Source organism: Bacillus sp. NEAU-CP5, from assembly GCF_026420705.1.
Lineage (GTDB): Bacteria > Bacillota > Bacilli > Bacillales > Bacillaceae > Bacillus > Bacillus velezensis.
Map to the genome: position 1 here is coordinate 67636 of NZ_JAPMOV010000003.1, position 19792 is coordinate 87427.

The following is a 19792-nucleotide window of genomic DNA, read 5'->3' on the forward strand; positions in this document are numbered from 1 at the left end:
GACCAGCTCCTTTTGTAAAGCTTGATCTGAAAAAGAAATGTATATACAAAGATCCGGATATTTGATAAATTTATTTTGGGTTCAAAAGACCACAAAAACACAAAGAGGAATACATTATGCCGTAGCAGGGTAAAAAAAAGTGCGATATAATTTGTACTGGGTCCTATGACCGTGAATTGATTGATTCATTCTGACATAAAGCAGTTGCTTGATGAAAAAACAAGCAAAGGAGGTCTTCTGTTGCAGCTGTTACATTTCGCGATTTTGGCGCCTTTTTTATTTGCATTTATCGTTCCCTTTCTTTATAAACGGGTAAAACAAGTCCATACAGGCTGGTTTGTGCTGACAGTGCCCGTTGTGCTGTTTGTTTACTTTATCAGCAAGCTCCCTGTCACAATGGCTGGAGAAACCGTCCGGTATGCGGCCGAATGGATTCCGTCCCTCGGTATTAACTATACCGTTTATATTGACGGACTCGGGCTGTTATTCGCTTTACTGATTACGGGCATCGGCTCTTTGGTGACGCTTTACAGTATTTTTTACTTATCGAAGGACAAAGAAAAGCTCGGCCCCTTTTATGTGTACCTGCTGATGTTTATGGGCGCGATGCTCGGCGTTGTGCTCGTCGATAACGTCATCGTGCTTTATATGTTCTGGGAGTTGACAAGCCTGTCATCCTTCTTATTAATCGGGTATTGGCATAAGCGGAAGAAATCACGCTACGGGGCGGAAAAATCACTGCTGATTACCGTCGGCGGCGGGCTGTGCATGCTCGGCGGCTTTATCCTGCTGTATCTGATGACGGATTCTTTCAGTATCAGGGAAATGGTTAACCAGGTGCATATTATCGCAGGCCATCCGTTCTTTATTCCGGCGATGGTTCTCCTGTTATTGGGGGCCTTTACGAAATCAGCGCAGTTTCCGTTTTATATCTGGCTGCCTGATGCCATGGAGGCGCCGACTCCTGTCAGCGCCTATCTGCACTCGGCTACAATGGTGAAAGCGGGTATTTATCTGATTGCCAGATTCAGTCCGGTTTTTGCTTTTTCACCCGTCTGGTTTTGGACGGTTGCCTCAGTCGGTCTGATCACGATGGTATGGGCTTCCTTTAATGCGATTAAACAAACCGATTTAAAAGCGATTCTGGCATTTTCCACAGTCAGCCAGCTCGGTATGATTGTATCGATGCTCGGCGCAGGAGCCGCCGCGCTTCATTATCAGCATTCAGAGTATTTTACGGCGGCTGTCACCGCGGCTGTGTTTCACTTAATTAACCATGCTACTTTTAAAGGAAGTTTATTTATGGCGGTCGGCATTATCGACCATGAAACGGGAACGCGGGATATCCGCAGGCTCGGCGGCCTGATGGCGCTCATGCCGGTAACGTTTACCGTTTCACTGATCGGAACGTTTTCCATGGCCGGCCTCCCTCCGTTTAACGGCTTTTTAAGTAAAGAAATGTTCTTTACAAGTATGCTGCGGATTGCTCATGCAGATATTTTCAGCCTGGATACGTGGGGCGTGCTGTTCCCCGTTCTCGCATGGATCGGGAGCGTCTTCACTTTCATCTACAGCATGAAGCTGTTTTTCAGAACGTTCAGCGGCGCGCGTAAATCTGCTCAGCTTGAAAAGACGCCGCATGAAGCTCCGCTCGGCATGCTGATTTCGCCGGTGATTCTTGCCGCTTGCGCCGTCAGTCTGTTTTTTGCCCCGAACGTTTTGTCTTACAGCCTGATTGAACCGGCGATGAACTCCATTTATCCGGCTCTGTTAACCGGCGGAGATACATTCCATGTCCATATTTCCCAGTGGCACGGGGTGACGGCTGAGGTAATGATGACCCTCGGCATCATCATTGTCGGCACGATCGGTTACGTAACGCTGTCTAAATGGGAGCGTCTGTACGGTCTGTTTCCGAAAAAACTGACGCTGAACAAGCTTTACGATGCGGTGACGGGCAGTATGGAAAAAAAATCTTACCAGCTGACGTCATCTTATATGACCGGATTTTTGCGGGATTATCTGCTGTATATCTTTACGTCGTTTATCATTCTCATCGGAGCGGCGTTCGTCATGAAAGGCGGCTTTTCCATGACAGCGAAAGGCATGGCTGAGATCGGCCTGTATGAAATCGTGCTGTCCCTCGTTATGGTGAGCGCAACGATTGCGACTGTGTTCGCCAAATCGCGGCTGACGGCCATTATCTCACTCGGTGTTGTCGGGTACACACTCGCGCTGTTTTTCGTGATTTTCAGAGCGCCCGATCTGGCGCTCACGCAGCTTGTCATTGAGACGATATCCGTCGCCTTGTTTCTTCTTTGTTTTTACCATCTGCCGAAAATGCGGCGGAAAAAGAAGACAAGAACATTCCGGATGACGAATTTTATCATTTCTCTCGGTGTCGGCGTTATCGTGACAATGCTCGGAATCGCGTCTTCCAGCGAAAAAACAAAAGACAGCATCTCCTCCTTTTTCACCGCTTACAGCCATAAGCTCGGGGGAGGAAACAATATCGTCAACGTCATCCTCGTTGATTTCAGGGGATTTGACACGATGTTTGAAATCACGGTGCTGTCGATTGCCGCACTCGGGATTTACAGCATGATCAGAACAAAAGTAACAGAGGAGGGAGAAAAGCGTTGAGACAGCCAAAAACAAACGACATCATCCTTCAGACGGCAACGAAGCTTGTATCTTTTATCATTCTGCTTTTCTCTTTCTATTTATTTTTATCGGGGCATAACGCCCCCGGCGGAGGATTTGTCGGCGGACTGATTACGTCTTCGGCCATCGTGCTGCTGCTTTTGGCCTTTGATTTAAAAACCGTCAAATCGATTTTGCCCGTCAATTTTATTTATGTGGCGGGCGCGGGTCTGCTTATCGCGATTGCAACGGGTGCAGGTTCGTTCTTATTCGGAGCGCCCTTTCTCACCCATACATTCGGCCATTTTCATCTCCCGGTGCTCGGGAATACGGAGCTTGCGACGGCCACTTTGTTTGATTTAGGTGTGTATCTCGTTGTTGTCGGCGTGACGATGACCATTATTCAAACGATTGGAGAGGAAGAATAGTGGAAATCTTAATGTCTGTCATTGCCGGTATTTTGTTTATGGCGGCAACCTACCTGCTGCTTTCTAAAAGTCTGCTGCGCGTGATTATCGGCACCGCGCTTTTGAGCCACGGCGTCCATTTGCTGCTCCTGACCATGGGCGGACTGAAAAAAGGCGCTCCTCCCATACTGGGCGGAAAAAGCACGTCCTTTGTCGATCCGCTGCCGCAGGCACTCATACTGACGGCGATCGTTATTTCGTTCGGCGTCACGTCCTTCCTGCTTGTGATGGCGTTTCGCGCCTATCAGGAACTGAAAACGGACGATATGGATCGAATGAGGGGAAATGATCAACATGAATAACTTTGTGATATTGCCTATTCTGGTGCCGCTGCTTGCCGCAGTGCTGCTGATTTTTATGAACAGGCACGTGATGCTGATGCGGATATTCAGCACTGCCGCTTCCTGTGTCTCCATCGTCATCAGCGCCGCTCTCGTTCAGACGGTTTTCACACACGGGATTCAGACGCTGACACTCGGCGGCTGGAAAGCGCCGTACGGCATTGTGCTCGCCGCGGATCAGCTTGCCGCACTGCTTGTTTTGACAACCGCCATAATTGGGCTGCTCGTCACCCTGTACTCCTTCCGCTCCATCGGAGAAAAAAGGGAGCGCGCTTTCTATTATTCAGGGGTGCAGTTTCTTCTGGCCGGCGTAAGCGGAGCGTTTTTGACGGGTGACCTGTTCAACATGTACGTCTTTTTTGAGCTTCTGCTTATCGCGTCCTACATGCTGATCGTGCTTGGCGGAACGAAAATTCAATTAAGAGAATCATTGAAGTATATCGTGTTTAACATTGTGTCATCCGCGTTTTTTGTCATCGGCGTCGGTTACTTATATGCGGTGACGGGCACGCTGAATATGGCTGATCTAAGCGTAAAAATAAGCGAATCGGGCCAGACCGGGCTGATAACCGTGATCGGCGTCCTTCTTCTCGTCGTTTTCGGTTTAAAGGGCGGGATATTCCCGCTGTATTTCTGGATGCCGGGCTCTTATTACGCCCCGCCGGCTGCAATTTCGGCTTTATTCGGGTCTCTTTTGACGAAAGTCGGCCTGTATGCCATTTTAAGGGTATTCACCCTGATCTTTATTCACGATACGGGCTTTACCCACCAATTGATGATGTGGCTTGCGATGCTGACGGTGCTATTCGGCGTAATCGGATCTATCGCCTTTTCGGATGTCATGAAAATCGTCATCTACAATATTATTACAGCCGTCGGCGTGATTTTGTTCGGCATTGCCATGAACACGCCGGCCTCCATTCAAGGAGCGGTTTATTACTTGATTCACGATATGCTGATTAAAGGAGCGCTGTTTATGCTTGCCGGCACGCTTATCGCATTGACAGGCACTGCCAGCCTGCATAAAATGGGCGGACTGATCACCCGTTATCCCGTTTTAGGATGGATGTTCTTTATTTCAGCCATATCTTTGGCCGGCATCCCGCCGTTCAGCGGATTTGTGGGCAAGCTGAAGATCGCGGAAGGCGGGTTCGATAAGGGGGAAACATTGTTTTCCGTATTGATTCTCTTATCAAGCCTGCTTGTGCTCTATTCCGTGCTGAAGGTTTTTACGACGGCTTTTTGGGGGGAAGAAAAAGAAATCCCCGGCGCAGGCGGACGGTCCGCAAAAGGACTTCTTTATCCGGCAGCCGCTTTTCTCCTTTTGTCGCTTCTGTTCGGGCTCGGAACCGAATGGGTTTCACCGTATGTCAATCAGACGGCTGAGAATCTGCTGAATCCGGAAAAATACATTGAAGCTGTTTTGAAGGAGTAGATGGCATGGCTTTTCAACTATTATTAAATGTTCTTCTCGCTGTTTGCTGGATGTTTCTCACAAACAGCCTCAGCACGGCGGGTTTTATAACCGGATTTATCGCGGGCTTGGCGGCGCTGTTTTTTTTCCGGCGCTTCTTCTCGCGGCCGTTTTACATTTGGAAAATATGGTCAGTCATCAGACTGGTGCTGATCTTTATAAAGGAATTATATTTGGCCAATGTCAGCGTGCTGAAAACCGTTATAGCGCCGAAACTGAACATCCGCCCGGGCATTTTCGCGTTTAAGACGGAATTGACGGAGGATTGGGAGATCACGCTACTCTCGCTGTTAATCACTTTAACACCGGGTACGCTCGTGATGGATATCTCCGATGACCGGTCGATTCTCTATATACACGCCATGGATATTGAAGATGCGGAGAAAGCGATCCACGACATCCGCGTCTCTTTTGAGAAAGCCATTCAGGAGGTGAGCCGCTGATGTTTACGTTTATTCTGCAATTATCACTCGGCATTATGGCGGTTTCGACTCTTCTGTACGTCATTCGCGTCATGAAAGGGCCAACGATACCGGACCGGGTCGTCGCGCTTGATGGGATCGGCATTAATCTGATTGCCATGACCGCGCTTGTATCCATTCTCTTAAACACATCGGCCTTTTTGGACATCATTCTGCTGCTTGGCATTTTATCGTTTATCGGCACGATTGCCTTTGCTAAGTTTTTGGAGAAAGGAGAGATTATCGAAAATGATCGAAATCGTTAAATGGGCTGTCGCCGTTTGTATTCTGATGGGATCGCTGATCTGCCTGGTCGCGTCTTTCGGCACACTCAGACTTCCTGATGTGTATACGCGCGCCCACGCCTCTTCAAAAGGCTCGACACTCGGCGTTAATTTGGTATTGCTCGGGGTGTTAGGCTACTTGTGGATGCTGACCGGAGAAATTTCTGTAAAAATACTGCTCGGCATCATTTTTATCCTGCTGACGGCGCCGGTCGGAGCGCACCTCATATGCAGGGCCGCGTACAATTCGGGAGCGGCGCTTGATAAAAGAAGCGTTCAGGATGATTACAAAGGGATCAGAAACTTTGTGATCAAACGAAAAGAAGATTCATATTTGTAAAAACAAACAGCCGGACGATTCAGGGTTCCGGCTGTTTGTTTATTTTGTTATAACAGCCAGCGTGCAGCGGGAAACACAGATCAGCCTTTCTCGTTCATCGAAAATGTTAATCCCGTACACAATGGTTGCCCTGCCTGTGTGAACGGGTTCCGCTATCGCCGTGACCGTTCCGCCCTCTTTCACGGACTTTAAATGATTGGCATTAATCTCAAGCCCGACACACGCCTGTTTCGACCGGTCGATAAAATGCTGGGCCCCGACACTTGCAACAGTCTCCGCCAGCGCTGCTGACGCGCCCCCATGCAGATATCCGAAAGGCTGCACCGTCCTCTTATCCACCGGCATCACCGCCACGCATCTCTCCGGCGTGTTTTCAGTGATTTCAATACCGAGTGCGCCGAGCAATGTATTGTTCAGATTCATAGGTCATTCTCCCTTCAAGATTTATAGTACGTTATCTGACTTGGCGATCAGCACCGCTTCAGTTCGGGAGCCGACATTCAGCTTATTAAAAATGGATGTCAGGCTGTATTCAATCGACCGCTTGCTTAAGTGAAGCGCATCTGCGATTTCCTGATTGGTCAAACCTTTTTCGACCTCTTGGAGAATATGGCGCTCTCTCGGGGTTAACCGATCCTGCTCACTTTGAGGGGAAGAAGACGTTTTTGTTTTTTGCTGGGTCATCAGCTGTTTGAAATAGGAGAAATCAACTAAAATCTGTCCGTTCAGCACATGATATATGTATTGCATGATTTTCTCTTTAGATTCGGTTTTGCTGATGGCGCCATGCAGGCCCGCGCGGATGGATTCTTCAAAATAATCTTCAACCTCATAGCCTGTGTAGACAATGATTTTGCAGAGAGGATTCTCTTTTAAGATTTTCTTGGAAAGCTCTATGCCGCTGATGTCATCACCCAGATTTAAATCCATTAATATGAGATCGTAAGCTGAAAAATCATGCCGGAGAACGAATTGTTCACTGGCATCAGGACTAAGGCAATCGACAGAAAGATTCGTGTCCGTTTCCAGAATCGTCTTGGTGCCCTCCATGACAGCCGGATGATCATCAATCACTAGTATCTTTTTCATGGTTTCCTCCCTTTTACTCACTCATTTCCATTTTATTAAAAAGACTTGGCTTCTGCCAAGTCGATTTGGTGATAAATTGGTTACAATTCCATTTCAATATCCGCTTTAAAACCGTTTCCTTCACTTGTGTCGATTTTCATCCGTCCGTCAAGCGCACGGACGCGCTCCTTAATACCCGAAAGACCCATGCTCATCGACTGTCCGCCGCCTTCTTCCCGATTGCAGCCGACACCGTCGTCTTCATAATGCAGAATCACTTTATTTTGAATGCTGATCAGCATAATCAGCACCTCATTCGCCTGTGAATGCTTCATGGCGTTCGAAAGAAATTCCTGAATAATGCGGTACAAATTCAGCTGCGTATCCAAATCCAGCGCCGCCGTAAACCGGCCCGTATTCAGACGGATATGAAACGGCGCACGCTCCTGCTGCTGCGCGGCAAGCTTGGATACCGCCTTGACCAGACCCAAATCATACAGCAGCTGAGGCCGAAGCTCATGGCACGTCTCCCGGGTCATCAAAATGACATCCGACATCTGCTCATTCATCTGATGAAGCTTGTCCTGCACCTCTATGTGGCAAGGCTCTTCTTTCTTAAAATCGGCCAGAAACAGCTCACACTGGCGCTTCAAAGAAATCAAATCCTGCAGCACCGAATCATGCAGATCACGGGCCAAATCCGAACGCTGCTTTTCCTCGATTGTAAACATCAGCTTTTTGAGCCAGACCGGGTTTGTCTCCTGTTTCTTTAAATCTTCGAGATGATTCATAAGTTCTTCGATTTTCATCACGTTTTCTATTGAAACATTAACGTAAAAAGATAATGTTTTTAACCAAGAAATTTCTTCACGTGATAAACGGGGCGTATTCATCTTAGACAAACAGAGAACAACGAATGATCTATCTCCCCGTTCTCCTACTTTCATTGCGAAACCTTGATTAAACTCCGTTATTTTTCCTATTTCAACAGTAACACTATTTAAAAGCACTTGATAATCATCTATCAAACTTGAATCTCTTTCGTCAAATGCCTTTACATTCCCATCATACGTAACTTCAAATATATACACTTTACTTGTAAGAGTTACTTCGAGAATGGTGGTTTTTAATTCTCCAAAAACCTGATTTAAAGAAGACGAGTTTCTGATTAATTGGGTAAACTTATAAATACTGTCTTGGTAATTGAATCTTTCAGAGACCCTTTTTAATTTAAACCGGAAATCGAGTATTTCTTTATAATAAAAAACAGCTAACATTAAAATATAAATTAAAAATGTCAGTTTGAGATTGTAAAAATTTTCTTCCGGCTCACGTAATAACTCAATTGTCGTAACCAGAATTATAGTTGGGGTTAACGCTAAAAAGCCGTAATATTTTAACTTACTTAAGATAAAATCAACGTTATATATTTTATTCGACATGAATTGATATACAAGTGAAAAAGGTATCAGCAGCATAAATGACGCTGTTAAGAAAGAAGAGACATAATAATCATTAAAAAATACATACGGTATAAGATACAGACATAAAAAAGGCGAAAATGCCAATATATTTATAACTACGAGCACCTTTATAATATGTGCCTGATCAGTATCTTTGTTTCTTCTCAAAATAACAATAAAGTAATATGCTACAATCAAAAAAAGAAGAAAAAACGAAATCAAATTAAATTTTGGAATAAAATCACCAAAAGATAATCGCGACCGAAATAATTCAAATAATATATTTATAGTTGGAAATAAATACAAAACGAAAACTTTTTTGCTGAAAAGCACTGTACCTAATTCTTTAAAGTAATGATAAAGAAACAGAAGATAATTTAAAGGTACAGTTATTAATGTTAACAACATAATGCATCTGCTAAGCAAATCACCTTTTGCCGATCCTCCAGCACTGATATATGCGATTGAAGCAGACAAAAGAAATACAATTAGCACCAAAGCAGATTTCAAGTTTTTTTCTTCATTTATCTTGATGATGAAGAAACAGCAAAATAAACATACTACATAAAAAATTATCGGTATTAAGTAAGTACTGAAGTTCCTATCATTAAATAAATTGAGCTTAATCTCAATATCATGACCGTTTCTATCAACGACCATCGAGTTTACATTTTTCAGCTTATTCATTTGAATATTAATTGACTTTACATTTTGGCCGTTAATATTCTTTACTATATCTCCCTTTTGCACTCCGGCGTAATATGCCATTGTAAAATCTTCTACATCTTTTATTTTAATTTCGCCCTGTTTATTTTCAGAAATGGTGGCGCCGACTAAAAGATTATTTGTGCTTATATAAGTCAGATAAATGACATATACCAATGTAAGCAGAATTAAGACAACTGAAATCTTATTGTACTTGGACTTCATTTATATCATCCTCAATATTTCCAATCACCGCCGAAAGAAATAACATCTATACCCTTAAACGCATTTATAACACAATCTGTTTGATCCTGGCTAACTCCAATCAGACTAGCATTGCCTTCAATCACTTTATTTAAAACTTCTGGATTTTTGGTTAAGTATCCTACAATTTCCTGCATTATTTTTCATCCTCCTCTAAATTAACAATCGCATTTAATAAAGCTTCCGTTTTATTTCTTTCTATCTCCAATTCAAATATCTTACTTTTTATTTTTTTTAACGACAAATGCTTCAAAACCAATAAGTATTGGGTTACACCTGCTTCAATTAATTTCTTTTTTATGTCTCGAGTCTTTAAGGTTTTGAATAACTCCGGGTTTTCATACCATTGTAAGATTTCTTCAGAAGCTTTATTGAATCTCTTTTTTAAGTATAAATAAGCAAGTGTATTTTTGCGTTGAACAAAATCATTATTCAAGTAAAACAAACCTTGATAATCATTATCAATCTGGGATATTATTCCGAGTTCATATGAATATGATTGAACGATTGGGTTTAACTTTCCTGTCGCCAGCATCGCTCCCATAACGCAAGGCATTGCAGTTAAAGAGCCCGATTTATTCTTAATCATTTTCAAGCACTCTTCTTCAGTTTGCGGTGCATTCAAAATATCATCTTGCTGGCCCTCAATTGAATTCAATGCAAAGTTTAATATTTGCTTAAGAAAATCCAGATTTTCACTAACCTGATTCATAACCTGTATACTTAATGTATAGAGGGCCGTTACAGTATTCAGCGTAATGGGGAGACCTGTTTTCATCCATTCCATTTTCAGATTATCATTATCTTCCAAATCATCATAAATGTCGTATGACAGGACTAATAATTCTATGCCTGCGGCTAACTTTAAAATCGCCTCTGTGTCTCTGCCATTGAACGCTTTGTAATGTTGATATGCCAATTCAGCAAATCCAAATGAATCTTTTGATGCAATAAATTTTAGAAGGTACATTTTCAAGTTAGTATTGCATATATTGTGCTCCACAATTTCCTTCATCTTCTCTTTAATCGTTTCGGCATCTAAACACATTTGCTCAATAATTGTCTTCACCCTCCCATTCTATTTTACTAAATGCAGGTGATGAAAGACAGCAGGTTTTTTGTTTTTTAACAATCGTATAATACTTTATCCATGAAATGGATAAAAAATGCACAAAAAAAAGACTTGTTTCCAAGTCTTTTTAAGAAATTTTCATTGCATATGAGAATTTATCGAGCTGATCAATGCTTTTGTTAATGTTTCGTAATGAGTCGGTTGTTTCTCTGATATCATTTTCAAGTCGGAATAATAATTGCTTTACTTCTTCTAATTTGTTTTCCACCGTTTCCACACTCCTTTTTTTGAAAGATCAATGAATTGTGTATGGTGAACGAGTCCTAGGTATTTGATCTGTTACTAATAGTGTAAACGTTTTTGCGGGATTTTTCACCGAAAAGTATGTGTAAAAGTATCTGCGTGACACCGCAAACCATGGTAATCCCATAGTCCCGAACAGGGCATTTAGCGAACAGGACTATATAACTACCATAAAGGCAGACGTTTAGGATAAAGCAGACCAATCTGGCGGTTCTGCTGTTTTTTCAACGGTTTTCCGACAAACCGGCAGGGACTATAGTCCCTGCCGTCGCAATTTCAAAACAGAATGGGCGAACAGCGTCGCATAACCACCGACAAACACCGAAAAGACCGCAACCCCGCATTGTGGTCTTTTTGCATGTCATAACTCGTTATCACGCCGCCTATACTCATGTATAACGAATGTTTTCTCAGGAAGGAGGCCGCCGTATGCATTATGTGTATCCATGCTGCCCTGTTTTCGCCGCGCCATACCGGCATCCAGCGCCCAGTGCCCCGGTTCACGCAGATATTTTGACAGCGTCCGCAAAAGAAGCTGCGGGCATGCTGGAGGATGCGCGCCTGCTCCTTGCGCGGCTGTCGGCGTCAAAAGAGCTTGCGCGCAGCATCCTCACCGCAGCGCAATCATCTGACACCGCAGCGGTCAAGCGGCTCATTAAGCAGACCGGCATCAAAAATGACTTTGACGTGACGTATAATCCCGACGGCATCCGTGTCAGTCTGATCAGAGAGCAAAGCCGGTTTATCATCGCCCTCAGGTGGTCGGCTTAAAGCGGCTCAATCGATCAGCTGCCGGCACCATTCGATCGCCTGTAAGTAACATTCATACGCTTCTTCTTTGTTCAGTTCTTTTCCCCACTCGTCACAGTCCCAGTTGTTGCATTCAATGGCTTTGACGAGCGCGAGCATCTTATAATAATCGTTTTCATAACCGAGCAGCGCCTGTCCGACTTCATCGATTAAAGGCAGTTCTTTGATGATATCCTCCAGCTCCCTGTGGAGAAGCGTATCGATGAGCGAAAACATGCCGATCAGCATGTAAGAAGAGGGCTGGGGCCTTCCGGTTCTTTTCGCCAGCAGTTCGCACAGTTTGGCCCTGATTAAGGAAATCTTTATGATTTCTTTTTGGCTTGAGTGGCTTTTCGCCGTTAAATCTCTGAATGAAAGAATGTAAATCAAGCGCTTAATCTCATTCAGCCCGAGCATCATGATAGCCTGCTGGATGCTGTCTATCTTTTTTTTCAGCCTTGTTTGCGATCCGTTTAAAAAACGCAGAATCTGATACGATAAGCTGACGTCCCGCTCTATGTATTCCGTCACGCGCTGTATATTGGGCTGGTCATTGTTTAATTCGCTTAAAAGCTGGTAGTAAGAATGAAAATGAAACGTCAGATCATTTCCGCTGATGACACGCGGTTCACTGAAAAAATATCCTTGAAACAGGTGAAAGCCGTCTATGGCCGCCTGTTTATAATCTTTTCTCGTCTCCACTTTCTCCGCTAAATAAATCAGACTTTTACAGCTGTACGTCTGAATGATTTTTTTGCGCTCCAGACGCGAGGATTGCAAAAAGTCGATTTTTAAAATATCAATATATTTCATCAGCTGTTCCACTAACTCTTCATTTTCCGGATTGATGGCGTAAAAATCATCAAGTGCTAATGTATATCCTAATTTCTTCAGCTGTCTGCATCTTGAGATGAGCGCCGGAGTGATCGGTATGTCCTCAAGAATTTCGATAATAAGCTGGTCAGGATCAAAGGAGGTAGGGAGATCTGAAAACATCAGGCTTTCTGTAAAATTCACAAAGCAGCGTTTCCCCTCAGTCAGCTTTTCGATTCCGATGTTGATAAAGCTGTTAATAATGAGATCCGTCGTAGCTTTATCTCCGTCCGCGGCCGAATAACGGTTCTCTTCGCTCTCCCGGTAAAGAAGTTCATAAGCAACAACCTGTTCGTTTCTGTTGAAGATAGGCTGTCTCGCAACAAACACCTTCATTCATTTACCCCCTTAGATGCGGCCTTCGAACATAAGTATATCAAATAACTTGACGAAATTTGTCTAAATGTGAAAAATATTATCACAACAAAAAAGCCTTTCCAGAGATAGGAAAGGCCGCTTTGTTTTCTATTCAAGTTCCCGTTTCAGCTTGCTTTTGATTTCATGAATCCGCTGCATCTTGTTGCTCCAGCAGTCTTCGCTTAAATCGACCGGATATTCTTCCGGCTTGCTGATCCGTTTGTATTCCTCCCACAGAAGTTTGAGGTTATCCTGCACGTATTGCTGGATGTCGGTAATTTCGGGATTATCATAGCATAAAACGCCGTTTTCAAAGATCGGCTCATGCAAGTCTTTCGCATAGAAATCAGTGACGAATTTGCTGACGAACGTGTGGACGGGATGGAACATTTTTAAGCGTTTCTGATCATTTACCCGCTCGTCATAAAGCGCGATATAATCACCTTCCGAGTGGTGATTCAGCTTGTTGATAATTCGGTATACTCTCTTTCTTCCCGGCGTTGTCACTTTTTCAGGGTTTGACGAAATTTTAATGGTGTCGGTCAGTTTGCCGTCCTCTTCAATGGCGACAAGCTTATAAACCGCGCCGAGAGCCGGCTGATCGTATGCGGTAATCAGCTTCGTGCCGATGCCCCACGTATCGATTTTCGCTCCTTGGGATTTCAGATTTAATATCGTGTGCTCATCAAGATCGCTTGAAGCAATGACCTTTGCGTCTGTGAAACCCGCTTCATCAAGCATTTCACGCGCTTTTTTTGACAGGTACGCCAAGTCCCCGCTGTCCAGGCGGATGCCGATGAAATTGATCCGGTCGCCGAATTCCTTTGCGACTTTAATCGCATTCGGCATGCCCGAACGGATCGTATCGTACGTATCTACGAGAAATACGCAGTCTTTGTGGGTCTCCGCATATTTCTTAAATGCCGTATATTCATCGCGGTACGCTTGTACGAGCGCATGAGCGTGCGTGCCGGATACCGGTATATTAAAACGCTTTCCGGCTCTTACATTACTCGTCGCGCTGAAGCCGCCGATCAAAGCCGCTCTCGCTCCCCACATGGCCGCATCCATTTCATGGGCACGCCGCGTTCCGAATTCGAGGGCGTCTTCATCACCGACAACGCCTTTAATGCGAGCCGCTTTCGTGGCGATTAATGTTTGGTAATTCACAATGTTAAGCAGAGCCGTCTCAATCAGCTGCGCTTCAATCAGGGGCGCTTCGACCCGCATAATCGGTTCGTTGTTAAAAACGAGCTCGCCTTCTTTCATGCTGTAAAGAGATCCGGTAAAAGAAAGATCCCGTAAATAATCAATGAAATCATCAGCATAGTGCAATTCCGTTTTTAAATAATTCAGATCGCTGTCGGTAAATTTGAAGTTCTCCAAGTATTCGATTGCTTTTTCTAAGCCCGCAAATACCGCATAGCCGTTTTCAAAGGGAAGCTTTCTGAAAAAAAGCTCAAAAATCGCTTTTTTCTCATGAATGCCGTCTCTCCAGTACGTTTCGGCCATATTAATTTGATAAAGATCTGTATGTAAAGACAAACTGTCGTCTTTAAAACCATGCTCCACCAAAATTGTTTTCCCCTTCCTTACTCTGCCACTTGCGCTCCGATGCTGTTCTTAAAATGGGACAGGGCCCATTCATGCCCTTCCGGATTAAAGCTGGCCACAGCGTTTTGATGAATGACGATCTGAAAGCCCTTGTTGTAGGCGTCAACCGCCGTGTGAAGAACGCAGATGTCGGTGCACAGGCCCGCAAGATGCAGCTCAGTGATCTGCCGTTCCCGCAGTTTCAGCTCTAAATCCGTTCCCGCAAAAGCAGAATATCTCGTTTTTTCCATATAATTTACGTTTTTTGCGTGTTTATGTTTCTCATAAAGAGGCGATAGCCTTCCGTACAGCTCTTTGCCCTCCGTGCCGTTAATATTATGCGGAGGAAACAGGTGTGTCTCGGGATGAAAGTCATCGTCTGCATCATGCGAATCTACCGCAAAGACAACGTAATCACCGTTTTCTATAAATGCTTGCGTCAAACTGACAATCGTATCTTCAATCTGTCTCGCGGGTTCTCCGCAAGTTAATGCCCCGTTCTCAGCTGCAAAATCATTCGTATAATCAATGCATATAAATGCTTTTTTCATAGCCGGCCTCCCCGCCATTCATATGAAAACCATTATATCCTATCTCCACTTGTAAGTGAATTGGCATTGTAAAATGACAAACGGTGTTTTGCCCTTTTAAGATTTCAGGAGTGAGCGCTGAAAAATGTCATCCTGCACGTAAATGCCGTCAAGGTTCACGGCATAATCGGCGGCAAAAACCAGGCCGAGCGGCGTTTCGAATTGAAGGTCCGAGATGACGGAGCTTCGGACACCGGCAAGTGCGGCAAGCTTCATATATGGTGAATAAGCATGATACGGGAGCCTTCCGTTTATATAGAGCACCGCGTCTTTTCGGCTTTTCAGCGCCTGTTTCACTTCTTCATACGGCTGCTTTTGCAGCACCTGTCCCTTCGTCAGGGCAATGATGACTCTTTCACGCAGCGAGCCTAAAAATAAATGGCGTTCATCCGGTTTCGTCTGCAGAGGGCCGTACATCCCCTGCTGTAAATAAAGGTCAACCGTTTTGTCGCTCATCGGCCTGTCCCTCCCAGCTTGTTTTACAATTATCGCCCCGGACGGGACGCGGTAAACCGTTTTCGTTACATTTCAGCCACCCAATGGGAGATCTTGCCGGCGAGCTCTCCGGCGGGTTCTTCTTCAATCAGCTTGCTGAATGATTGTAAAAGCCGCTGCGCCAGCGCCTTTTTCTCTTCCTCATAGGAAATGATCGTGCTCCACTCAAGTTCCGGAACGGCTACAAGGGTATGCTGTTCTTTTTTATTTTCATGCAGATATACATCACCGATCATTCCGGACTGCACGGTAATATTCGCTTTTCTGATTTTCATAAAACATTCCCCTTTTATAAAGACTGATTCTATTATACTACAAAAAAGCGACAGCCTCCTAAAAGGAGGCTGTCACGCGTTAAACCAATCAGGTTCGTCAAACACATCGATGTCTTCAAAGCGCGTTTTGCTGAATTTATTAGTAATTTTGACAAAATCTCCGGAATGAAACGCCCCTGCCCCCGCGCCTGAGTGGTCAACGGCTTTGGGAGAAATGGCAAACACGTCACCGAAGCTCGCCGCAGCGTCTCCGGCTAAACTCATAATATAAATCGGTCCCACAATTGCAGGCATACCCACACCTCCGCTTTTCTTTACAGCATTTTATGCGCTGCACCGGGAGTTGTGCCCGTTTTTATTTCGGCTTGCGGCTGTCTTCGAGCTTTGACCGCTGACGAAGTTTGATAAGCCGGACGATATTTAAGACGAAAGCTTTTAAAACCGCGTAAACCGGCACGGCCAGGATCATTGCGAGAATGCCGCCGAAACTGCCCGCTCCGATAAGCAGAAGAATAATGGTGAGCGGGTGGGTATTCAGCCGTTTTCCAATCACAAGCGGAGAAAGCAGGTTCCCGTCAAGCTGCTGGACGACAACGACAACAATAACGGCAAAGAGCGCCTTAGCCGGCGAATCCATAAACGCGATAATCACCGCGGGCGCCGCCCCGAGAAACGGCCCCAGGTACGGAATGATATTGGTGACGGCGATCACCATCCCGAGAATTAACGCATACGGCAGGCCGATGATCCAATATCCGATAAAACATGCCGTTCCGACAAAGAGACAAATCAGCAGCTGGCCTTGGAAATAGGCGGCCAATGTGACATATAAGTCGTTAAATATTTTCCGACCTTCCGCCCGGTAGGAAGAAGGCAGGATTTTGACCGCCAAGAGCGGAAACCGCCGGCCGTCCTTCAGCATATAAAACAAAATGAACGGAACGGTGATCACGACAAGCGTGATATTCGTAACGACGCCGAACACGGCCGACAGGCTTGCCGTAATATTTTGCGGAAGGCTTTGTAAAAATCCCGTCAGAGACTGCTGGATTTTTTCTATCGACACATAATCCTGCGTCATCATCCACGTAAACCATTTGGAATGGGATAATTGCGCCGTCAAGACTTGAATCTGATGAATGTAATCAGGGAAATTGTTAATCAGCCCCGTGACCTGAGAAGCCACAATCGGCCCGATGGCGGTGAACATAAAGGCAATCAGGCCGATGAAAACGAGATAAATGAGCAGGATCGCCAATGTCCGGGGGATTTTTTTCTCAAGCAGGCGCACGATCGGATTAAAAATGAAAAACAAAATGCCTGAGATCAAAATCGGAAAAAACAGAGTGGTGATAAAACCGAAAAACGGCTGAAATATAAACGAGACTTTCGTTGATACGTAAATAATGAGCAAAACGAGCAAAATTTGCAGCGTCCAAAAATGGACCTTTGATTTCAACAAGCGGTTTCCTCCTATTGTCATGTGAACTTGTACTGTGATTGTACCAAAAAAAGCCGCCGTGCATCTATGTATCTCAAAAAAGAAGACGCACCGGGGTTCTATAGTGCCGCCTCCGGTTTGCGCCTTTTCGGGCTGTTACACGCGTTCGGTATAATCAGGCATGACGGAAACCACATGGCGGTTTCTGATATAAAATACACGGTCATGCGTCTCTTCAATGGCGATGTGATCCGGAGTGGCATCAATCAGCCGTCCTCTGACAATGCGTCTGACGGTTTGAATGATAAACCTTGAGCCGATAAGCTTATGGATGGTCTGATAAACGTAAGGATCCACTAACGAGACGATTTGCGGGCTTCCTTGATGGGCCATTTTCGCTGATCCCCTTTACTATGTTTTCCTTCAGCATATGCAGCGGACAAAGGCTTTGACACAGTACGTCTATCGGAGCGGAAAAGGTGTTAGTGAGCATGCGGAGTTATGTAAGCGGAAAAGGCCGCATGAGTGGCCTAGACTGAGCTTCTTATGGGATATTGGGCTCGGTCAATTAACTGATCAAGCTTTTGGATTTGTTTGAGCGCGGCCGTGTGATCCATTTGGCGGTAATGGTGATGTCCGCCGGGTTCTTCATCGAGTTCATCCGCTTGTTTCACGATTTGCTGGAGCGTATTCTTGTCCAGTTCGCCTTCAGGCAGATAGGAATCGGTGTGAAGCAGAATCGCCAGCGCAATGTCCTTCGCCGCTTTCGGTTCTTCACCGAGCCGGATGAGCAGCTTATGCGCCCGTTCCGCGCCTTTAATGGCATGGATATCGTTTCTTCTGTACTTTTCATAATCCCATTTGCCGTCTGTGTACCATTCATAATGGCCGACGTCATGCAGTAATGCCGCTTTCGCCGCCAGATCCGGGCTGACACCTGCTTTTACGGCAAGACGGTATGCATGAAACGCGCAGGCGATCGCATGGGCGACACCGGAACGCTGTAAATACTTTTGTGCGATTGGATGGGTGAAGACATCCATTAACGTTACATTTCTCATGGAAACCCCTCCTTCATATATTTTTAGAATCCTAACATAAATCGAGAAGAAACTCAATTCATCTGATACATTTCTTATACCCCTTATATGTTGTTTCATTCATCATATGCCGCCGGACCCCTAAGTGATTGTACAAACAAAAAAAGAGCAGCGTGAAAGCTGCTCTACAAAAATTCTTTGATATCGTATATCCGTCCGTTTTCCGGCTCGCCCGCGATCAGTGAGTGAATGACGCCGGCGATGTATTCAGGACTTCTGAGGTTTTTCGTTTCTTTCAGATTGCGGAACCGTTCGATGTCATGGAAATCTTCTTTTGACGAAGAACGGATGACAGCCTGCATGTCTGTATCCATCACTCCCGGCGAGAATGAGATCATGCGGACCGGCAGCTCTTCATCTTCCTGTTCAAACCCGAATGTTCTCGTAAACATATCAAGCCCCGCTTTTGAGCTGCAATACGCGCTCCAGCCTTTATAAGGATTTTTCGCCGCGCCCGATGTGATGTTGACAATTGTTTTGCTGCCGCTGAACGCTTCGAAACGCTTTGTGAACATTTGGCTGAGCAAAACGGGCGCCGTCAGGTTAAGGGTGTAATGGCGGTTCAATTCTTCGGCGGAAGCCTCTTTCGCCCGCTTGATCGGTTCCACCATTCCGGCATTGTTGATCAGTGTGACGGCGGAGTACCCCTTCTCCTCTGCTTGATCAAGAATCGCCTTCATCTGCCGCCCGGTATCTGCGAGATCGGTTAAATCAACACTGTATTCTGTCAGCCCCTCGCGCTTTTCCCCGCTTATCGTTCTTGAAAGCGCGGCGACTTCGGCTCCTTCTTGAAGCGCCTGTTCCGTAAGCGCCCGGCCCAAGCCTTTTGACGCGCCTGTTATAAGAAAAAACTGCATGAAACTCCTCCTTTTTTTCTTATTTTACGGGCTGTCTTCCCGCAAACACAAGCGATCCGTTTACCGCTTTGCCTTTTCCTGCGCCGTGACTTTCGGGATCAGATAGATCATTGCCGCAATCCCGAGGAGGATCAAGACGGCATAAATAGCAGGAAGCAGATAAGAAGTCTTTTTCTCTTCCGTTTCCATATCTGCCGAGGTATGCCGCACCGCCGGCTCGGCAAACGTGATACCCAGTTTTTTCGATTGCGCTTTAATCGTATTCGGCTCCGTGTCTGACGATGTAAACAAATTTGATATCAGTTTGTCATCCGGGTTTTCGGCCGGCTGATCAAATGTGATATCCTTCTGTTCTTTCGGAAGCGCCGTTTTTTCCTCGGAGTAGGCATCGTCGTGCAGGTAATCCGTACGAATTTCAATGTCCTTCTTTTCATATTCATTCGGCTTGACATCAGTATTGTCCTCATTCGCGGCTGCGGCATGCGGGAGAAAAAGGAGAAAGGAGAGAGCAAACAGCAAAACTCCTTTTTCCACGAT

General features: G+C 45.2%; 25 protein-coding genes. 8 read left to right on the top strand and 17 right to left on the bottom strand.

What is annotated here, in order from left to right:
* Positions 1-240 precede the first annotated feature (240 nt).
* The 7 genes from OTK50_RS10370 to mnhG are packed head-to-tail and all read left to right on the top strand — an operon-like array spanning position 241 to position 6010.
* The gene (locus OTK50_RS10370; protein ID WP_266121868.1) at positions 241-2643 is read left to right on the top strand and encodes a Na+/H+ antiporter subunit A; all 2403 of its coding nucleotides are present in this window, start codon (positions 241-243) and stop codon (positions 2641-2643) included.
* On the top strand, positions 2640-3071 hold the full coding sequence (locus tag OTK50_RS10375; protein ID WP_003152066.1) for a Na(+)/H(+) antiporter subunit B: 432 nt from the start codon (positions 2640-2642) through the stop codon (positions 3069-3071). Before OTK50_RS10370 ends, OTK50_RS10375 begins: the two co-directional genes overlap by 4 nt.
* A complete protein-coding gene (locus OTK50_RS10380) occupies positions 3071-3412 on the top strand; it encodes a Na(+)/H(+) antiporter subunit C (RefSeq protein ID WP_003152063.1) in 342 nt (113 codons plus the stop codon). Before OTK50_RS10375 ends, OTK50_RS10380 begins: the two co-directional genes overlap by 1 nt.
* A complete protein-coding gene (locus tag OTK50_RS10385; RefSeq protein WP_007408671.1) occupies positions 3405-4886 on the top strand; it encodes a Na+/H+ antiporter subunit D in 1482 nt (493 codons plus the stop codon). Before OTK50_RS10380 ends, OTK50_RS10385 begins: the two co-directional genes overlap by 8 nt.
* A gap of 5 nt (positions 4887-4891) precedes the next feature.
* A complete protein-coding gene (locus OTK50_RS10390) occupies positions 4892-5368 on the top strand; it encodes a Na+/H+ antiporter subunit E (protein WP_003152059.1) in 477 nt (158 codons plus the stop codon).
* Positions 5368-5652 carry a Na(+)/H(+) antiporter subunit F1 gene (locus tag OTK50_RS10395; RefSeq protein WP_003152057.1) on the top strand — a complete coding sequence of 95 codons (285 nt, stop codon included), beginning with the start codon at positions 5368-5370 and terminating at the stop codon, positions 5650-5652. Before OTK50_RS10390 ends, OTK50_RS10395 begins: the two co-directional genes overlap by 1 nt.
* Positions 5636-6010 (top strand): monovalent cation/H(+) antiporter subunit G, encoded by a 375-nt coding sequence (mnhG, locus tag OTK50_RS10400; protein WP_003152056.1) that lies wholly within the window; start codon positions 5636-5638, stop codon positions 6008-6010. The genes OTK50_RS10395 and mnhG overlap by 17 nt, the downstream gene beginning before the upstream one ends.
* Positions 6011-6049: 39 nt before the next feature.
* Here mnhG and OTK50_RS10405 read toward each other — a convergent pair whose 3' ends face one another.
* The 6 genes from OTK50_RS10405 to degQ all read right to left on the bottom strand — a co-directional run bounded on the left by OTK50_RS10405 (position 6050) and on the right by degQ (position 10850).
* On the bottom strand, positions 6050-6433 hold the full coding sequence (locus OTK50_RS10405) for a hotdog fold thioesterase (RefSeq protein ID WP_007613430.1): 384 nt from the start codon (positions 6431-6433) through the stop codon (positions 6050-6052).
* Positions 6434-6454: 21 nt separating this feature from the next.
* The gene (locus OTK50_RS10410) at positions 6455-7099 is read right to left on the bottom strand and encodes a response regulator transcription factor (RefSeq protein ID WP_003152052.1); all 645 of its coding nucleotides are present in this window, start codon (positions 7097-7099) and stop codon (positions 6455-6457) included.
* 80 nt (positions 7100-7179) lie between these two features.
* A complete protein-coding gene (locus OTK50_RS10415; RefSeq protein WP_266121869.1) occupies positions 7180-9471 on the bottom strand; it encodes a histidine kinase in 2292 nt (763 codons plus the stop codon).
* Positions 9472-9482: 11 nt separating this feature from the next.
* The gene (gene comX / locus OTK50_RS10420; protein WP_007613432.1) at positions 9483-9647 is read right to left on the bottom strand and encodes a competence pheromone ComX; all 165 of its coding nucleotides are present in this window, start codon (positions 9645-9647) and stop codon (positions 9483-9485) included.
* Positions 9647-10558: a polyprenyl synthetase family protein gene (locus OTK50_RS10425; protein WP_031378407.1), complete on the bottom strand. Its 912-nt coding sequence runs from the start codon at positions 10556-10558 to the stop codon at positions 9647-9649. Before OTK50_RS10425 ends, comX begins: the two co-directional genes overlap by 1 nt.
* Before the next feature lie 151 nt (positions 10559-10709).
* Positions 10710-10850: a degradation enzyme regulation protein DegQ gene (degQ, locus tag OTK50_RS10430; RefSeq protein ID WP_003152043.1), complete on the bottom strand. Its 141-nt coding sequence runs from the start codon at positions 10848-10850 to the stop codon at positions 10710-10712.
* Between the two features lie 464 nt (positions 10851-11314).
* Here degQ and OTK50_RS10435 point away from each other — a divergent pair, with 464 nt between their 5' ends.
* The gene (locus OTK50_RS10435) at positions 11315-11656 is read left to right on the top strand and encodes a hypothetical protein (protein ID WP_014305721.1); all 342 of its coding nucleotides are present in this window, start codon (positions 11315-11317) and stop codon (positions 11654-11656) included.
* A gap of 6 nt (positions 11657-11662) precedes the next feature.
* Here the strand turns inward: OTK50_RS10435 and OTK50_RS10440 are convergent, their stop codons facing one another.
* The 11 genes from OTK50_RS10440 to essA all read right to left on the bottom strand — a co-directional run bounded on the left by OTK50_RS10440 (position 11663) and on the right by essA (position 19789).
* A complete protein-coding gene (locus tag OTK50_RS10440; protein ID WP_003152038.1) occupies positions 11663-12883 on the bottom strand; it encodes an EAL and HDOD domain-containing protein in 1221 nt (406 codons plus the stop codon).
* A gap of 129 nt (positions 12884-13012) precedes the next feature.
* Complete coding sequence (locus OTK50_RS10445) at positions 13013-14479, bottom strand: nicotinate phosphoribosyltransferase (protein WP_014305722.1); 1467 nt, start codon at positions 14477-14479, stop codon at positions 13013-13015.
* A 17-nt stretch (positions 14480-14496) separates the two neighbouring features.
* Complete coding sequence (locus tag OTK50_RS10450; protein WP_025853916.1) at positions 14497-15048, bottom strand: cysteine hydrolase family protein; 552 nt, start codon at positions 15046-15048, stop codon at positions 14497-14499.
* 96 nt (positions 15049-15144) lie between these two features.
* On the bottom strand, positions 15145-15543 hold the full coding sequence (locus OTK50_RS10455) for a YueI family protein (protein ID WP_003152031.1): 399 nt from the start codon (positions 15541-15543) through the stop codon (positions 15145-15147).
* Between the two features lie 65 nt (positions 15544-15608).
* Positions 15609-15857, bottom strand: coding sequence for a YueH family protein (locus OTK50_RS10460; RefSeq protein ID WP_003152028.1), 249 nt, complete (start codon positions 15855-15857; stop codon positions 15609-15611).
* A gap of 72 nt (positions 15858-15929) precedes the next feature.
* The gene (locus OTK50_RS10465; RefSeq protein ID WP_003152026.1) at positions 15930-16151 is read right to left on the bottom strand and encodes a spore germination protein; all 222 of its coding nucleotides are present in this window, start codon (positions 16149-16151) and stop codon (positions 15930-15932) included.
* Positions 16152-16212: 61 nt separating this feature from the next.
* A complete protein-coding gene (locus OTK50_RS10470; RefSeq protein WP_014305723.1) occupies positions 16213-17319 on the bottom strand; it encodes an AI-2E family transporter in 1107 nt (368 codons plus the stop codon).
* Between the two features lie 135 nt (positions 17320-17454).
* Positions 17455-17691 (bottom strand): DUF2642 domain-containing protein, encoded by a 237-nt coding sequence (locus tag OTK50_RS10475; RefSeq protein WP_003152023.1) that lies wholly within the window; start codon positions 17689-17691, stop codon positions 17455-17457.
* Between the two features lie 137 nt (positions 17692-17828).
* The gene (locus OTK50_RS10480) at positions 17829-18359 is read right to left on the bottom strand and encodes an HD domain-containing protein (RefSeq protein WP_003152022.1); all 531 of its coding nucleotides are present in this window, start codon (positions 18357-18359) and stop codon (positions 17829-17831) included.
* Between the two features lie 164 nt (positions 18360-18523).
* Positions 18524-19255: a (S)-benzoin forming benzil reductase gene (locus OTK50_RS10485; protein ID WP_007408685.1), complete on the bottom strand. Its 732-nt coding sequence runs from the start codon at positions 19253-19255 to the stop codon at positions 18524-18526.
* Between the two features lie 60 nt (positions 19256-19315).
* The gene (gene essA / locus OTK50_RS10490) at positions 19316-19789 is read right to left on the bottom strand and encodes a type VII secretion protein EssA (RefSeq protein ID WP_266121870.1); all 474 of its coding nucleotides are present in this window, start codon (positions 19787-19789) and stop codon (positions 19316-19318) included.
* Between the last annotated feature and the right edge of the window lie 3 nt (positions 19790-19792).

What these genes read in the sequence shown, in the direction of transcription:
- OTK50_RS10440 (WP_003152038.1), bottom strand. Translation starts at nt 12,883, where the DNA reads ATGAAGGTGTTTGTTGCGAGACAGCCTATCTTCAACAGAAACGAACAG.
- OTK50_RS10385 (WP_007408671.1), top strand. Translation starts at nt 3,405, where the DNA reads ATGAATAACTTTGTGATATTGCCTATTCTGGTGCCGCTGCTTGCCGCA.
- comX (WP_007613432.1), bottom strand. Translation starts at nt 9,647, where the DNA reads ATGCAGGAAATTGTAGGATACTTAACCAAAAATCCAGAAGTTTTAAAT.
- OTK50_RS10415 (WP_266121869.1), bottom strand. Translation starts at nt 9,471, where the DNA reads ATGAAGTCCAAGTACAATAAGATTTCAGTTGTCTTAATTCTGCTTACA.
- OTK50_RS10405 (WP_007613430.1), bottom strand. Translation starts at nt 6,433, where the DNA reads ATGAATCTGAACAATACATTGCTCGGCGCACTCGGTATTGAAATCACT.
- OTK50_RS10460 (WP_003152028.1), bottom strand. Translation starts at nt 15,857, where the DNA reads ATGAAAATCAGAAAAGCGAATATTACCGTGCAGTCCGGAATGATCGGT.
- mnhG (WP_003152056.1), top strand. Translation starts at nt 5,636, where the DNA reads ATGATCGAAATCGTTAAATGGGCTGTCGCCGTTTGTATTCTGATGGGA.
- OTK50_RS10485 (WP_007408685.1), bottom strand. Translation starts at nt 19,255, where the DNA reads ATGCAGTTTTTTCTTATAACAGGCGCGTCAAAAGGCTTGGGCCGGGCG.
- OTK50_RS10390 (WP_003152059.1), top strand. Translation starts at nt 4,892, where the DNA reads ATGGCTTTTCAACTATTATTAAATGTTCTTCTCGCTGTTTGCTGGATG.
- OTK50_RS10410 (WP_003152052.1), bottom strand. Translation starts at nt 7,099, where the DNA reads ATGAAAAAGATACTAGTGATTGATGATCATCCGGCTGTCATGGAGGGC.
- OTK50_RS10480 (WP_003152022.1), bottom strand. Translation starts at nt 18,359, where the DNA reads ATGAGAAATGTAACGTTAATGGATGTCTTCACCCATCCAATCGCACAA.
- OTK50_RS10455 (WP_003152031.1), bottom strand. Translation starts at nt 15,543, where the DNA reads ATGAGCGACAAAACGGTTGACCTTTATTTACAGCAGGGGATGTACGGC.
- OTK50_RS10450 (WP_025853916.1), bottom strand. Translation starts at nt 15,048, where the DNA reads ATGAAAAAAGCATTTATATGCATTGATTATACGAATGATTTTGCAGCT.
- OTK50_RS10475 (WP_003152023.1), bottom strand. Translation starts at nt 17,691, where the DNA reads ATGGCCCATCAAGGAAGCCCGCAAATCGTCTCGTTAGTGGATCCTTAC.
- OTK50_RS10435 (WP_014305721.1), top strand. Translation starts at nt 11,315, where the DNA reads ATGCATTATGTGTATCCATGCTGCCCTGTTTTCGCCGCGCCATACCGG.
- OTK50_RS10425 (WP_031378407.1), bottom strand. Translation starts at nt 10,558, where the DNA reads ATGTGTTTAGATGCCGAAACGATTAAAGAGAAGATGAAGGAAATTGTG.
- OTK50_RS10395 (WP_003152057.1), top strand. Translation starts at nt 5,368, where the DNA reads ATGTTTACGTTTATTCTGCAATTATCACTCGGCATTATGGCGGTTTCG.
- OTK50_RS10465 (WP_003152026.1), bottom strand. Translation starts at nt 16,151, where the DNA reads ATGCCTGCAATTGTGGGACCGATTTATATTATGAGTTTAGCCGGAGAC.